The sequence below is a fragment of the Intestinirhabdus alba genome (assembly GCF_009711095.1).
GTDB lineage: Bacteria > Pseudomonadota > Gammaproteobacteria > Enterobacterales > Enterobacteriaceae > Intestinirhabdus > Intestinirhabdus alba.
In genome coordinates this window covers 1-14982 of the sequence record NZ_WMJZ01000022.1, presented here as the reverse complement: position 1 = coordinate 14982, position 14982 = coordinate 1, and the positions used below count along the sequence as shown (strand labels likewise).

Genomic DNA, 14982 nt, shown 5'->3' with positions numbered 1-14982 from the left:
TGGCGGGCCGCCGTTTCAGGAATAGCACTATGGTCAAGGCAGTGATTGCAATACACGGCGGCGCGGGGGCGGTTAGCCGCGCGCGAATAAGTCCGCTACAGGAGCAACGCTACGTCCGGGCGCTGTCGGAAATTGTCGAAGCCGGGCAGAAGATGCTTGAGGCGGGCGAAAGCGCGCTGGAGGCGGTGACGGAAGCGGTGCGGCGGCTGGAGGAGTGCCCGTTATTCAATGCCGGTATCGGGGCGGTTTATACCCGCGATGAAACCCACGAGCTGGACGCCTGCGTGATGGACGGCAACACGCTGAATGCGGGCGCGGTGGCCGGCGTAAGCCATCTGCGCAATCCGATTCTTGCCGCCAGGCTGGTGATGGAGAAAAGTCCCCACGTGATGATGTGCGGTGCCGGGGCGGAAGCGTTTGCCGTTGCGCAGGGGATGGCGCGGGTCTCCGCGGATATCTTCTCTACTCCGGAGCGCTATCAGCAGCTGCTGGCGGCGCGGGCGGCGGGTGAAACAACGCTCGATCGCGGCGGTGCGCCGCTGAGCGACGCCAAAAAAATGGGCACCGTCGGCGCGGTGGCGCTGGATCTGGCCGGCAATCTGGCCGCCGCGACCTCTACCGGCGGCATGACCAATAAGCTGCCGGGACGGGTGGGGGACACGCCGCTGGTCGGTGCCGGCTGCTACGCCAATAACGCCAGCGTTGCGGTCTCCTGCACCGGCACCGGCGAGGTGTTTATCCGGGCGCTGGCGGCCTACGATATCGCCGCGCTGATGGAGTACGGCGGCCTCAGCCTGGCGGAGGCCAGCGAGCGCGTGGTGATGGAAAAGCTCCCGGCGCTCGGCGGCAGCGGCGGGCTAATCGCCGTCGATCGCGAAGGGAACGTGGCGCTGCCGTTCAACAGCGAGGGCATGTATCGCGCCTGGGGCTATGCGGGCGACACGCCCACCACCGGCATCTACAGGGAACAGGGGGATAGCGTTGCCACACAGAGATAATCCTGACCAGAACGCGGTGCTGGCGGTGCGCAATCTGAACGTGACCTTTATTCAGGAGGCGCAGCGCGTGGAGGCGGTGCGTAACCTGTCGTTTCGCCTGCAGCGCGGTGAAACGCTGGCTATCGTGGGTGAATCCGGTTCCGGGAAGTCGGTGACCGCGCTGGCGCTGCTGCGTCTGATTGAGCAGGCGGGCGGCGAGCTTCGCTGCGACGAAATGCGCCTGCGCCGACGCGACGGCGCGGTCGTGGAGCTGAGCGAGCTGAGCGCCTCGCAGCTGCGGCGCGTGCGCGGGGCGGATATCGCCATGATTTTTCAGGAGCCGATGACCTCGCTTAACCCGGTCTTCACCGTTGGCGACCAGATCGCCGAGTCCGTTCGCCTTCACCAGGGCGTTGGTCGCGACGCGGCGCGGAAGGAGGCCCGGAGGATGCTTGAGCGGGTGCGTATCCCCGAAGCGAAGGCCGTGCTGTCCCGCTATCCGCACCAGCTTTCCGGTGGGATGCGCCAGCGGGTAATGATTGCAATGGCGCTCTCCTGCCTCCCGGTGGTACTGATCGCCGATGAGCCGACCACCGCGCTGGATGTGACCGTCCAGGCGCAGATCCTGCAGCTGATCGGGGAGCTGCAGCAGGAGATGGCGATGGGGGTGATTTTTATCACCCACGATATGGGCGTGGTGGCAAATATCGCCGATCGCGTGCTGGTGATGTACCAGGGCGAAGCGGTGGAGAGCGGCAGCGTTATGCAGATATTTCACGCCCCGCAGCACGCCTACACCAAAGCGCTGCTGGCCGCGGTGCCGCAGCCTGGCGCGATGAAGGGCCTTCCCCTGCCGCGTCGTTTCCCGCTGTTTGTCCCCGGCGATCCGCATGGCCCTGGGCCGCAGAGCGAACCGAATACGGTGGTGGACGGCGAGCCGATCCTGCGGGTGCGCGACCTGGTGGTGCGCTTTCCGCTGCGCAGCGGACTGCTTAACCGCGTCACCCGCGAAGTTCACGCGGTGGAAAAGGTCAGCTTCGATCTGCGCCCCGGCGAGACTCTGTCGCTGGTGGGGGAGTCCGGCTGCGGCAAATCGACCACCGGCCGCGCGCTGCTGCGGCTGGTAGCCTCGCAGGCGGGCGAAATTACCTTTAACGGCCAGCGCATTGACGGGCTTCCCGCCGGAAAGCTTCAGCCGCTGCGCCGCGATATCCAGTTTATTTTTCAGGATCCTTTCGCCTCCCTCGACCCGCGTCAGACGGTGGGCGACTCGATTATAGAGCCGCTGCGCGTGCACGGCCTGGTGCAGGGCGATGGGGCGGCGCGGGTGGCCGGGCTGCTGAAGCGCGTCGGTCTCAGGCCGGAGCACGCCTGGCGCTATCCGCACGAGTTTTCCGGCGGCCAGCGGCAGCGGATCTGCATCGCCCGTGCGCTGGCGCTGAATCCGAAAGTCATTATCGCCGACGAGTCGGTGTCGGCGCTGGACGTGTCGATTCGCGGGCAGATTATTAACCTGCTGCTCGATCTGCAGCGGGAGCGGGGCATCGCGTATCTGTTTATTTCTCATGATATGGCGGTGGTGGAGCGCATCAGCCATCGCGTGGCGGTGATGTATCGTGGGCAGATCGTTGAAATGGGTTCCCGGCAGGCGGTGTTTGAGCATCCGCAGCATCCCTATACCCGCAAGCTGCTGGCGGCGGTGCCGGTGGCCGATCCGGGCCGCCAGCGCCCGCAGCAGGTTCTGCTGACGGAGGAGCTGCCCGGTAATATTTATCAACGTGGCGAAGAGCAAACGCCCGTTTCCCTGCAGCGGGTTGGGCCGGACCATTACGTCGCGCGTCCGCTGGCGGAAAACGCGCTTGCGCAACACTAACAGACAGGATCAGGAGAATAACATGACAAGACGTGTAGCCCGTCGCTGGCTGCTGGCACTGGGCATGGTTCCGGTGCTGGCGGCCTTTTCGGCGCTGGCGGCCAAAGACGTGGTGGTCGCGGTGGGATCGAACTTCACGACGCTCGATCCCTATGACGCCAACGATACGCTGTCCCAGGCGGTGGCCAGGTCGTTTTATCAGGGGCTGTTTGGCCTGGATAAGGACATGAAGCTGAAAAACGTGCTGGCGGAGAGCTACAGCGTCTCCGACGACGGGCTGACGTACACGCTGAAGCTACGTCAGGGGGTGAAGTTTCAGGACGGCAGCGATTTTAACGCGGCGGCGGTGAAGGCGAATCTCGATCGCGCCAGCAATCCGGATAACCACCTCAAGCGCTACAACCTCTACAGAAATATTGCGCAAACCGAGGTGGTGGACGCCGCCACGGTCAAAATCGTTCTCAAACAGCCCTTTTCAGCGTTTATTAACGTTCTGGCCCATCCGGCCACGGCGATGATTTCGCCCGAAGCGCTGAAAAAATATGGCAAAGAGATCGGCTTTCATCCGGTGGGAACGGGGCCGTACGTGCTGGAGACCTGGAACCAGACCGACTTTGTGAAGGTGAAAAAGTTTGCCGGCTACTGGCAGCCGGGGCTGCCGAAGCTGGATAGCATCACCTGGCGTCCGGTCACCGACAACAATACCCGGGCGGCGATGCTGCAAACCGGCGAAGCGCAGTTTGCCTTTCCCATCCCCTATGAGCAGGCGGCGCTGCTGGAGAAAAACGACAATCTGCAGCTGGTCGCCAGCCCCTCCATCATGCAGCGCTATATCAGCATGAACGTGACCCAAAAGCCGTTTGATAATCCGAAGGTGCGCGAGGCGCTGAACTACGCCATCAACCGCCAGGCGCTGGTGAAGGTGGCCTTTGCCGGCTACGCGACGCCGGCCACGGGGGTGGTGCCGCCGGCTATCGCCTCGGCCCAGAGCTACGCGCCCTGGCCCTACGATCCGGCGAAGGCCCGCGCCCTGCTGAAGGAGGCGGGCTATCCCAACGGCTTCAGCACCACCCTGTGGTCATCGCATAACCACAGTACCGCGCAGAAGGTGCTGCAGTTTACCCAGCAGCAGCTGGCGCAGGTCGGTGTCAAGGCACAGGTGATGGCGATGGACGCCGGCCAGCGCGCTTCGCAGGTGGAAGGCAAGGGGCAGAAGGAGAGCGGCGTCAGGATGTTCTATACCGGCTGGTCCGCCTCGACCGGCGAAGCGGACTGGGCGCTGTCGCCGCTGTTCGCCTCGCAGAGCTGGCCGCCGACCCTGTTTAACACCGCTTTCTACAGCAACAAGCAGGTGGACGAAGATTTAGCCGCCGCGCTGAAGACCAGCGACCCGGCGGAAAAAGCGCGGCTGTATAAAGAGGCGCAGGACATCATCTGGAAAGCGTCACCGTGGATCCCGCTGGTGGTGGAAAAGCTGGTGTCGGCGCACAGCAAGAAGCTGAGCGGATTCTGGATCATGCCGGACACCGGCTTTAGCTTTGACGATGCGGATCTGCAATAAGCCGGGGGGCGACCGGCTGCCTCCGGTCGGCGGCGCACAGAGGGAGCCTGATGCTTAACTATGTTCTCAAGCGTCTGCTGGGGCTGATTCCGACCCTGCTGATCGTGGCGGTGCTGGTGTTTCTGTTCGTCCACCTGCTGCCCGGCGATCCGGCGCGTCTGATCGCCGGCCCGGAGGCGGACGCCGGGGTTATCGCGCTGGTGCGCCAGCAGCTGGGCCTTGACCAGCCGCTGCACCAGCAGTTCTGGCACTATCTGAGCAACGCCCTGCGGGGCGATTTCGGCATTTCGATGGCGTCCCGGCGTCCGGTGGCGGACGAGATCGCCAGCCGCTTTATGCCGACCCTGTGGCTGACCCTCGCCAGCATGGCGTGGGCGGTGCTGTTCGGCATGGGCGTTGGCATTGTGGCCGCCGTCTGGCGCAACCGCTGGCCGGACCGGCTGGGCATGACCCTGGCGGTGACCGGAATCTCCTTTCCGGCCTTTGCCCTGGGAATGCTACTGATGCAGATTTTCTCAGTAAATCTCGGCTGGCTGCCCACCGTCGGAGCCGACGGCTGGCGGCACTATATTCTGCCGTCGCTCACTCTCGGTGCCGCCGTGGCGGCGGTAATGGCGCGCTTCACCCGCGCCTCGTTTGTTGACGTGCTGGGGGAGGACTACATGCGCACCGCCAGGGCTAAAGGGGTCAGCGAAACCCGGGTGGTGCTCAGGCACGGCCTGCGCAACGCGATGATCCCGGTGGTCACCATGATGGGGCTGCAGTTCGGCTTTCTGCTTGGCGGATCCATCGTCGTCGAGAAGGTGTTTAACTGGCCCGGCCTTGGGCGGCTGCTGGTGGATTCCGTCGAGCTGCGCGACTATCCGGTGATTCAGGCCGAGGTGCTGCTCTTTTCGCTGGAGTTTATTCTTATTAATCTGCTGGTGGACGTGCTCTATGCCGCCATCAACCCGGCAATCAGGTACAGGTAAGGATGCGATTAGTTAACTGGCGTCGTCAGGCGATGCTCAAGGCAATGCCGCAGATGGCTCCCGACCGGGTGCGCACCCCGTGGCGCGAGTTCTGGCGGCGCTTTCGCCGTCAGCGGGCGGCGGCGATCGCCGCGCTCTTTGTGCTGGCGCTGATCCTGGTGGCGATCTTCGCCCGCTGGCTAACGCCGTTTGACGCTGAAAACTACTTTGATTACGACCGGCTTAACGACGGTCCGTCGATGGTGCACTGGTTTGGCGTGGATTCGCTGGGGCGGGATATTTTCAGCCGGGTGTTGGTGGGGGCGCAGATCTCGCTGGCGGCGGGGGTGCTGGCGGTGCTGATCGGCACCGCCATCGGCACGGTGCTGGGGCTGCTGGCGGGCTACTATGAGGGCTGGTGGGATCGGCTGATTATGCGCCTCTGCGACGTGCTGTTCGCCTTTCCGGGAATTTTACTGGCGATCGCGGTGGTGGCGGTGCTGGGCAGCGGGATCGCCAACGTCATCGTCGCCGTGGCGATCTTCACCATCCCGGCCTTTGCCCGCCTGGTGCGCGGCAACACCCTGGTGCTGAAGCAGCAGACATTTATTGAGTCGGCGCGCAGCATCGGTGCCAGCGACGCGACCCTTATTTTTCGTCACATCCTGCCGGGAACCATCTCTTCGATCGTGGTCTTTTTCACCATGCGTATCGGCACCTCGATTATCTCGGCGGCCAGCCTCTCTTTTCTGGGGCTGGGGGCGCAGCCGCCGACCCCTGAGTGGGGGGCGATGCTTAACGAAGCGCGGGCGGATATGGTGATGGCCCCGCACGTGGCGCTGTTTCCGGCGCTGGCGATTTTTCTGACGGTGCTGGCGTTTAACCTGCTGGGGGACGGGCTGCGCGACGCGCTGGACCCGAAGATTAAGGGATAAACCGGCCCGACGTCGTTCGTCGGGCCAGAGGAGAGCTTACACCCGCGTTCCCCACAGGTCGTATTCGTCGGCGTTCTCTACCTTGACGCGAATAATATCGCCAGGCTTAACGCCGGTTTCGCCGTTCAGGTAAACCGCGCCGTCGATCTCCGGGGCGTCGGCCATGCTGCGGCCAATAGCGCCCTCCTCGTCCACTTCATCGATAATCACCAGGATTTCCCGGCCTATCTTCTGCCGCAGGCGTTCGGCGGAGATCTGCTGCTGCAGCTGCATGAAGCGGTTCCAGCGCTCTTCTTTCACCGCTTCCGGCACCCGATCCGCCAGCGCGTTGGCCGCCGCGCCCTCCACCGGGCTGTACTTGAAGCAGCCGACGCGATCCAGCTGCGCCTCCTGCAGAAAGTCGAGCAGCATCTGGAAATCCTCCTCCGTCTCGCCGGGGAAGCCGACGATAAAGGTGGAGCGCAGGGTCAGATCCGGGCAGATTTCCCGCCACTGCTTAATGCGCGCCAGCTGGCGATCGACGGAGCCGGGGCGCTTCATCAGCTTAAGAATGCGCGGGCTGGCGTGCTGCAGCGGAATATCCAGATAGGGCAGAATTTTACCTTCCGCCATCAGCGGGATGACGTCATCCACGTGCGGATAAGGATAAACGTAGTGCAGGCGGGTCCAGATGCCGAGCTTTGCCAGCTGTTCGCACAGGCTGACCATGCTGGTTTTGACCGGCTCGCCGTTGTGGAAGCCGGTGCGGTGTTTGACGTCCGCGCCGTAGGCCGAGGTGTCCTGAGAGATCACGAGGATCTCTTTCACGCCGGCGTCCGCCAGGCGTCTGGCTTCGCTCAGCACCTCGCCGATGGGGCGGCTGATCAAATCGCCGCGCATGGACGGAATGATGCAGAAGGTGCAGCGATGGTTGCAGCCTTCGGAAATTTTTAAGTAGGCGTAGTGGCGCGGGGTCAGCTTGACGCCCTGCTCCGGCACCAGGCTGAGAAAGGGGTTGTGCTTCGGTTTAGGAACATAGCGGTGAACGTGCTGCAGAACCTGCTCATAGCTATGCGGCCCGGTAATTTCCAGCACCTTCGGGTGGACTTCGCGGATCTGATCTTCATTCGCCCCGAGGCAGCCGGTGACCAGCACCTTGCCGTTTTCGTTCAGCGCTTCGCCGATGGCCTCCAGTGACTCCTGCACCGCGCTGTCGATAAAGCCGCAGGTATTGACGATCACCATATCGGCATTGTCATAGCTCGGCACCACTTCATAGCCCTCGATACGCAGTTCGGTAAGGATGCGCTCCGAGTCGACGAGGTTTTTCGGGCAGCCCAGGCTGACAAAGCCGATTTTCGGCGGTTGGGTTACATTGCTCATAGCGTAAAAAATGTTCAGTTATAGGAGTGGTCAGGGCAGGGATTTTACAGAGTTCCGCATGAAAGGTGTATCGCAATCTCCCCTCCCGGCGCATATGGCGATACTGGCTTATACTCAGACCAGGCCCGGCGCGCCCCTCCGCCTTTACGGCAACCGCGGGCGGACCGCTAAGTTACACCGCTACAGAGAGAGGAGGAACCCAGAATGTTCGTTGACAGACTGAGAAGCGATCTGCTGAATCAGCTGATCGACGCCAGGCTCGACCTCGCTGCCTATCTGCAGCTAAGGAAGGCGAAAGGATATATGTCAGTCAGCGAAAGCGATCGCCTGCGCGAAGACTTTTTTGCACTGAACCGGACGCTGCGCGATCGCGCGCTACGCGCCAACCTGCATCTTGATAAGGAAGAGTGGGATGCGCTGCACCGCGCCGGAGAGGCGCTGGCCGCCGCCGCTGTCTGCCTGATGAGCGGGCACCATGACTGCCCGACGTTTATCGCCGTCAACGCCGAGAAGCTGGAATATTGCCTGACGTCCTTAACCCTGAGTATCGACAGCCTGCGGGCGAACGCCGGGCTGGAACGGGCTTAAACGTGGGGGAAGCGGCCTCTCGGTCGATTGGGGCCGCTTCGACCCTGCAGGCTATGCATTACGCTGATTATAGGGATACGCAACGCGGGCGGCTTTTTCGCTTATCGCCGCGATCGTTTTCTCCAGTTTTTGCTCCGGGCACCCTCAACTGACCGGGATCATCACCACCTTGCGGAACGCCGGGCGCTCGCTGAGCTGCTGATACCAGCGCGCCAGGTGAGGGCGCGGGGTCCAGGACAGGCCAACGTTAAGCAGGTTATAGACAAAGGGGGCGACGGCGATATCGCCGGGGCCGAAGTCGTCGCCGGACAGCCAGCGCCGTTTCGCCAGCGCCTCGTCAGGTATGGCGAGCAGCGCATCACAGCGCCTGACGGCATCGTCGATCGCCTCCCGATCGCGCTTTTCCGGCGGAGTTCTGACCAGATTCAGCACGATGACGCCGTGCGCCGGGGCGAGCGTCTGGTTAGCCCAGTCCATCCACTTTTCTCCTTCCGCGCGCCGGGCGGGGGCATCGATCCACAGACGGCCCTGACCGTACTGGGCGGCCAGGTAGCGTACAATGGTATTGGATTCCCACAGCAGCAGATCGCGCTCGTCGTCGCGAAGCAGCGGCACCAGCCCGTTGGGATTCATTGCCAGATAGTCGGCGTCGTGGTTCAGGCCGAACCGGCCGCCCGCCGGGATGTGCTGACAGGGTAGATCCAGCTCCTCAAGCGTCCATAGCACTTTCTTCACGTTGGTTGAGTTATTGCGGCCCCACAGTGTAATCATCGTTTACCCTCCAGTAGTTGGTCGCGTACGCCACAGTAGAGTGGAATAAAATTAACGTTTTAGCAACAGTCGCTAAAAAAACGATCGCCCGCCCGGCATGGGGGCAAATTCCTGGATAAACTTTAAAAACTTTACCAACTTGCGGTTTCTTTAAGCCTGCGAGTGGGTTATTACTCAGCGCAACTTTGCACGCTGACACGGCGTGTTTTCTGGAATGGATATTCGGGTGGTATTTATGACGCAATATACTTCTTCCCTTCATCGTTTTGCCGCGGGCGCAGCGCTCCTGCTGCTGGTTGTGCCGCTGACCCAGGCGGCGGAGCAGAATATTGCCGCGCCGGGCGTTGACGCCAGGGCGTGGATCTTAATGGACTATTCCAGCGGCAAGGTGCTGGCCGAAGGCAACGCCGATGAGAAGCTGGACCCCGCCAGCCTGACGAAAATAATGACCAGCTACGTGGTGGGCCAGGCGCTGAAGGCCGATAAAATCAAGCTGACCGATATGGTCACCATAGGCAAAGATGCCTGGGCGACGGGCAACCCGGCGCTGCGCGGATCGTCGGTGATGTTCCTGAAGCCCGGCGATCGGGTTTCGGTGGCCGATCTGAACAAGGGGGTGATTATTCAATCGGGCAACGATGCCTGTATCGCCCTGGCCGACCACGTGGCCGGCAGCCAGGAGTCGTTTATCGATCTGATGAACGGCTATGCGAAAAGGCTGGGGCTGACCAACACCACCTTCCGGACGGTTCACGGCCTGGACGCGGAGGGGCAGTTCAGCACCGCCCGCGATATGGCGCTGCTCGGCAAGGCGCTGATCCACGACGTGCCGGAAGAGTACGCCATACATAAAGAGAAAGAGTTCACCTTTAATCGTATTCGCCAGCCCAACCGCAACCGCCTGCTGTGGAGCACCAGCCTTAACGTCGACGGCATGAAGACCGGCACCACCGCCGGGGCCGGCTATAACCTGGTGGCCTCCGCCACTCAGGGCGACATGCGGCTGATTTCGGTGGTGCTGGGTGCGAAAACCGACCGCATCCGCTTTAACGAATCGCAAAAGCTGCTGACCTGGGGCTTCCGCTTTTTTGAAACCGTCACCCCCATTAAGCCGGACGCCACCTTCGTCTCTCAGCGCGTCTGGTTCGGCGATAAAAGCGAGGTCGGCCTGGGGGCGGGCGAGGGCGGTTCCATCACCCTTCCGCGCGGCCAGCTGAAGAACCTGAAGGCCAGCTTTACCCTGAGCGAGCCGCAGCTTACCGCACCGCTGAAAAAGGGCCAGGTGGTCGGCACCATCGACTTCCAGCTGAACGGCAAGGTCGTTGAGCAGCGTCCCCTGATGGTGATGGAAGAGGTTAAAGAGGGTGGCTTCTTTGGGCGGATCCGGGACTTTGTGCTGATGAAGTTCCATCAGTGGTTCGGCGGCTGGTTCGCTTAACCCGCAGCCTGAGACGGCGGGCCGCCGATCAGGCCGCGACTTCGGCATCGCCGGCGGCGGGGCCTTATGAACGGCTAAGGGTTTCCGTCGGATAGACCAGCTTAATGTCCCGGGCGCGGGCGTAGTCAATAAAGGCGTCATCAGGGCAGGCGTCGCTGACGATCGCATCAAAGCGCTTCAGCTCCCCCATCCGCGCCGGGCGCACCTTGCCAAACTTGCTGTGGTCGACCACCAGCACGTGGTACTGCGCCATCGACATCGCCCAGCGCTTGACCGGCAGCTCCTCAAGATTAAAACAGGTCGCCCCTTTGCTGATGTTCACCCCGGCTGCGGAGTAGAAGGCGATGTCCGGGCAGATAGGGTTGAGGGCATCCTGCGGGTCGAGCGGCGTGAAGATGGCGTTGCTGGCGTGGAACTCGCCGCCGCAGAGGATGGCGCGGCACAGCGGCTTGTCCTGAAGCGCCAGAAAGGTATTCAGCGAATAGCAGACGGCGGTAAAGGGCAGGTCGTTATCGATGGCATCGATGATCCACGGTGTGGTGGTGCCGCAGTCAAAAAAAAGCGTCTGATGCGGCTGCACCATCTCCGCCGCCAGCCGGGCGGCGCGGCGCTTTTCGTCCACCAGACGCGACTTCTGGTCGCTCAGCAGGTAGTGGTTAACGCTGCGAGGCTCCAGCACGATATAGCCGCCGAGCAGCACCACCGGCGCGCTGTTGCTGTTCAGGTCGCGACGAATGGTCATCTCCGAAACCCCAAGCAGGGCTGCGGCTTCCTTAAGATGTAGCTTATCGCTGCGTTTTAGCGCCTGCAGTAGCTGGTTGATACGCTCGTCACGACGTGTTTCCATAGTTCCTCTGGGGGGGCAAAAGCGCTCTGTGCGGCGCTTAATATTACTCTTTTTCCCCTGAGTTAGTCACGCACCCAGCCCTTGCGGATAGGCAGGGCAAAGCAGAAGCGATAGCCCTGCTGCAGGCTGCGATAGAGAGCCGCGCCAAATTTCTGCCAGATCATCAGGGCGCTCAGGCAGCCGATGGCACCCGCCAGCAGTCCGCCAAGCATGTCCAGCGGCCAGTGGACGCCAAGATAGACCCGGGACCAGGCGATGGCCGTTGCCAGCACCATCAGCAGCGTGCCGGACCAGAGGCGATGCCAACACAGAAAGGCCAGCGCGAAGGTGAAAATCACCGTGCCGTGATCGCTCGGGAAAGAGTCGTCGGCGGCGTGGTGCAGGAAGTTATAGCCGATGTGGCTGGCGAAAGGGCGATCGTGGGGGAACAGGTTACCCATCAGCCAGGAGACGCCCAGGCTGACGACCAGCGCAATGGCTATCTTAATGACCAGCTGGCGCTGGGCGCTGACCTGCCCGCGCGGCCCCCACAGCCAGAGCGCCACCGCCAGCAGCGGCACGATATTAATCAGATCTTTGGCGATGAAGGTCGCCAGGGTAATCATCCACGACGCCGAATCTGGCGTGGCGTTAATTAAAGAGAACAGCGAGTAGTTCAAATTTTCCAGCATAGCGTCCAGACTCAATATGTTTAATCAGTGACCGCGGCAAAGCGCAGGATAAAAGCCTGCTCATCGGTGGTAAACCAGTTTTATCTCATTTCCTTGTCTGGCGGACCCTTTTTCCCGAATCCGCCGCTGCGCGCCTATCATACCGTCGTCAGGTTAAATGAACCTTAAAATCTGCTGCATCAGGGGCATGATATTTACCGTTTTGAGTACGGGCCGGGCGGTTAACGCCTTTGCGGATTTTTTCGCCGTTCCTGTAAAAATGTGCGCAATTGGCCGGTCGCCGCCATAATTCGCTGTCGCCGCTGCGGCGGTTTCATTACACTTTGCCCGATTTTTACTGGTGAAGAGTCCGCATGTACAACCGTTTTAAAACCCGCGCCCGGTCTGGCCGCCAGGCGCTACTTTTTCCTCTCTGTCTGGTGCTCTACGAATTCTCAACCTATATCGGCAACGATATGATCCAACCCGGCATGCTGGCGGTGGTGGAACAGTATCAGGCGGGAATCGACTGGGTGCCGACCTCTATGACCGCCTATCTGGCCGGCGGCATGTTTCTGCAGTGGCTGCTGGGGCCGCTGTCGGATCGCATCGGCCGCCGGCCGGTGATGCTGGCGGGGGCGGCGTGGTTTATCGTCGCCTGCCTTGCCACGCTGCTGGCGCAAAACATCGAGCAGTTTACTCTGCTGCGCTTTTTGCAGGGGATTGGCCTTTGCTTTATCGGCGCGGTGGGCTATGCCGCCATTCAGGAGTCCTTTGCCGAGGCGGTATGTATCAAAATCACCGCGCTCATGGCCAACGTGGCGCTGATCGCGCCGCTGCTGGGGCCGCTGGTGGGCGCAGCCTGGGTGCACGTTCTGCCGTGGGAGGGGATGTTCATCCTGTTTGCCGTGCTGGCGACGATCGCCCTGTTCGGCCTGCATCGCGCCATGCCGGAGACCGCCACGCGCATCGGCGAAAAGCTGTCGCTGGGGGAGCTGGGGCGCGATTATCGGCTGGTGCTGAAAAACGGCCGCTTTATGGCCGGGGCGCTGGCGCTGGGGTTTGTCAGCCTGCCGCTGCTGGCGTGGATTGCCCAGTCGCCGATCGTTATTATCAGCGGTGAGCACCTCAGCAGCTATGAGTACGGCCTGCTGCAGGTGCCGATTTTTGGCGCGCTGATCGCGGGCAACCTGGTGCTGGCGCGTCTGACCGCGCGGCGTACGGTGCGCTCGCTGATTATCGGCGGCGGCTGGCCCATCGTCGCCGGGCTGCTTATCGCGGTGGTGGCAACGGTGGTCTCTTCCCACGCCTGGCTGTGGATGACGGCGGGCCTGAGCGTCTACGCCTTCGGTATCGGCCTGGCCAATGCCGGGCTGGTGCGTCTGACCCTGTTTGCCAGCGATATGAGTAAAGGAACGGTGTCGGCGGCGATGGGGATGCTGCAGATGCTGATTTTTACCGTCGGCATTGAGCTTAGCAAGCACGCCTGGCTACTGGGCGGCAACGCGCTGTTCAGCCTGTTCAACCTGGCGAGCGGCATCCTGTGGCTGCTCCTGATGATAATTTTCCTGAAGGATAAGCGGGTGGGCAATTCGCAGGAAGGATAAGAACCGGCAGGCAGGGCCTGCCGGGATGGCCGCGCATTAATGGTGACGCTTTGCGCAGTTCCGGGCGTTGCCTGCGGTCAGAGCACTTATCTTTATTATCGATAATTAAATTGAAATAAGCGTACAGGCTGGCGCTGAACGCGCAGAACGGCCTCAGCAACGTGACGCCCTGCTGCAAGAGCCTGCATATCAGCCTGTTCTTTGATGGCACCAATAATAATGAACGGGCGTTCCCCCGGCCCGGTTCCGGCAATATTTCCCGGCGGTATGATATAATACCGCTGGATATTGACAGCGGATATACCCGTCATACTTCAAGTTGCATGTGCGTTGGCTTTATTCGGCCCGGGGGCCTCACCCTAAAGGGCCGCCGCCAGCGGCGTTCAAATCAGCTAAACTGATTTGTCCTCGTTCACCCCGGTCACTTACTGCAGTAAGCTCCCGGGGATTCTCTGCGTCGCTGCCTTCCTGCAACTCGAATTATTTAGGGTATAGCATCACTCTTGTCGGATTACCCCGTGTTAAAAACGTAATAATAAAACAGCCCACGGAGTAATCCGGTTGAGAATAACCGTTACAAGAATTTGAATGAGGAATATTTCCAGTCAAAAGAATAAGGAGAGAGAATGAATTTAATGATGCGTTATCTGAAGAGCAGCCCTCCGGCGCTTTTATTGTTCACCGCGCTGCTGTCCGGCTGTGACCTGCCGGCCGCCCCGGTTCCGGAAAGCTGGAGCGGCGGGGACCTGCGCGGCGTAAACCATACGCGCTATCCAATTCCTCGTTTCAGCGTCAACGGCAGCCCGGGGCCGAATATCGGGGCGTTTGGCGAAGGGGGGGGGGCCTGCTGTATCTCCCTGCCGGAGAAGTGGCGGCCCGGTCTGAAGGCCGACGTGGAGTGGGTGGTCAACACCCATGCTGGCCTTGTGAAGTTCCCCGGCTATGTGGACAGAGAGAAATATAAGGCCTGGGAAAAAAACTACACGGATGGCCTGGTGAAACATCGGACCACCGTCGATATACCCGACTATGGCAATGAGAAATGCGGGCTAACGGTGCACTTTCTGCCCTGTAACCAGATTAAGGTTACTGCGTCATGCTGGGGATCGAACAGGCCGGAGCATCCGGTAAAAGAGCCGCGTAGAATGGAGGAGCCAGCCGTATGTCCGGAATAAATGCCAGCCCGCTGTGGGCACCCCCCTGTTTCCCCGCGATGGGTCGTTTACCCGATACGGCGGACCAGGTGCAGGCCAACGTGGATCTCCAGTATCGCGAGGAAAAGGAGCACAAGCTGGCGCTGAACGCGCAGAACGGTCTCAGCAACGTGACGCCCTGCTGCAAAAGCCTGCATATCAGCCTGTTTTTTTGACGGCACCAACAACAATGAACGGGCGTTCCCCCGGCCCGGTTCCGGCAATATTTC

The 14982-nt window shown here is 61.4% G+C and carries 15 protein-coding genes; 10 read left to right on the top strand and 5 right to left on the bottom strand.

The window, feature by feature from the left end; translation table 11 throughout:
- Positions 1–29 precede the first annotated feature (29 nt).
- Genes iaaA through gsiD form a run of 5 tightly spaced genes read left to right on the top strand, consistent with a single transcriptional unit; the run spans position 30 to position 6296 of the window.
- Positions 30–998, top strand: a complete 969-nt coding sequence (gene iaaA / locus GJV78_RS15560) for a beta-aspartyl-peptidase (RefSeq protein WP_155109182.1) — start codon at positions 30–32, stop codon at positions 996–998.
- The gene (gsiA, locus tag GJV78_RS15555) at positions 982–2850 is read left to right on the top strand and encodes a glutathione ABC transporter ATP-binding protein GsiA (protein WP_230979166.1); all 1869 of its coding nucleotides are present in this window, start codon (positions 982–984) and stop codon (positions 2848–2850) included. Before iaaA ends, gsiA begins: the two co-directional genes overlap by 17 nt.
- 22 nt (positions 2851–2872) lie before the next feature.
- Positions 2873–4411, top strand: coding sequence for a glutathione ABC transporter substrate-binding protein GsiB (gene gsiB / locus GJV78_RS15550; protein ID WP_155109180.1), 1539 nt, complete (start codon positions 2873–2875; stop codon positions 4409–4411).
- A gap of 50 nt (positions 4412–4461) precedes the next feature.
- Entirely contained in the window at positions 4462–5382 is a 921-nt protein-coding gene (gene gsiC / locus GJV78_RS15545) for a glutathione ABC transporter permease GsiC (protein WP_155109179.1), read from the top strand.
- Positions 5383–5384: 2 nt separating this feature from the next.
- Positions 5385–6296 (top strand): glutathione ABC transporter permease GsiD, encoded by a 912-nt coding sequence (gene gsiD, locus GJV78_RS15540; protein WP_155109178.1) that lies wholly within the window; start codon positions 5385–5387, stop codon positions 6294–6296.
- A 36-nt stretch (positions 6297–6332) separates the two neighbouring features.
- On the opposite strand, the gene rimO is transcribed toward gsiD, so the two are convergent.
- The gene (gene rimO / locus GJV78_RS15535) at positions 6333–7658 is read right to left on the bottom strand and encodes a 30S ribosomal protein S12 methylthiotransferase RimO (RefSeq protein WP_155109177.1); all 1326 of its coding nucleotides are present in this window, start codon (positions 7656–7658) and stop codon (positions 6333–6335) included.
- 204 nt (positions 7659–7862) lie between these two features.
- Here rimO and bssR point away from each other — a divergent pair, with 204 nt between their 5' ends.
- On the top strand, positions 7863–8246 hold the full coding sequence (gene bssR, locus GJV78_RS15530; RefSeq protein ID WP_155109176.1) for a biofilm formation regulator BssR: 384 nt from the start codon (positions 7863–7865) through the stop codon (positions 8244–8246).
- 144 nt (positions 8247–8390) lie between these two features.
- Here bssR and GJV78_RS15525 read toward each other — a convergent pair whose 3' ends face one another.
- Positions 8391–9017, bottom strand: coding sequence for a glutathione S-transferase family protein (locus tag GJV78_RS15525; protein ID WP_155109175.1), 627 nt, complete (start codon positions 9015–9017; stop codon positions 8391–8393).
- 235 nt (positions 9018–9252) lie between these two features.
- Here GJV78_RS15525 and dacC point away from each other — a divergent pair, with 235 nt between their 5' ends.
- Positions 9253–10455: a serine-type D-Ala-D-Ala carboxypeptidase gene (gene dacC / locus GJV78_RS15520; RefSeq protein WP_155109174.1), complete on the top strand. Its 1203-nt coding sequence runs from the start codon at positions 9253–9255 to the stop codon at positions 10453–10455.
- Positions 10456–10519: 64 nt separating this feature from the next.
- Here the strand turns inward: dacC and deoR are convergent, their stop codons facing one another.
- Both deoR and ybjG read right to left on the bottom strand, forming a co-directional pair.
- On the bottom strand, positions 10520–11302 hold the full coding sequence (deoR, locus tag GJV78_RS15515) for a DNA-binding transcriptional repressor DeoR (RefSeq protein ID WP_155109173.1): 783 nt from the start codon (positions 11300–11302) through the stop codon (positions 10520–10522).
- Between the two features lie 62 nt (positions 11303–11364).
- On the bottom strand, positions 11365–11973 hold the full coding sequence (gene ybjG, locus GJV78_RS15510; RefSeq protein ID WP_155109172.1) for an undecaprenyl-diphosphate phosphatase: 609 nt from the start codon (positions 11971–11973) through the stop codon (positions 11365–11367).
- 353 nt (positions 11974–12326) lie between these two features.
- Between ybjG and GJV78_RS15505 the strand changes: the two genes are divergently transcribed.
- Positions 12327–13559 carry an MFS transporter gene (locus GJV78_RS15505; protein WP_155109171.1) on the top strand — a complete coding sequence of 411 codons (1233 nt, stop codon included), beginning with the start codon at positions 12327–12329 and terminating at the stop codon, positions 13557–13559.
- A 95-nt stretch (positions 13560–13654) separates the two neighbouring features.
- Here the strand turns inward: GJV78_RS15505 and GJV78_RS15500 are convergent, their stop codons facing one another.
- Entirely contained in the window at positions 13655–13870 is a 216-nt protein-coding gene (locus GJV78_RS15500; RefSeq protein WP_155109170.1) for a hypothetical protein, read from the bottom strand.
- 315 nt (positions 13871–14185) lie between these two features.
- Between GJV78_RS15500 and GJV78_RS15495 the strand changes: the two genes are divergently transcribed.
- On the top strand, positions 14186–14734 hold the full coding sequence (locus GJV78_RS15495) for a DUF3304 domain-containing protein (RefSeq protein ID WP_230979165.1): 549 nt from the start codon (positions 14186–14188) through the stop codon (positions 14732–14734).
- Positions 14722–14928, top strand: a complete 207-nt coding sequence (locus GJV78_RS15490; protein WP_209439258.1) for a hypothetical protein — start codon at positions 14722–14724, stop codon at positions 14926–14928. Before GJV78_RS15495 ends, GJV78_RS15490 begins: the two co-directional genes overlap by 13 nt.
- The last annotated feature ends 54 nt before the right edge of the window (positions 14929–14982 follow it).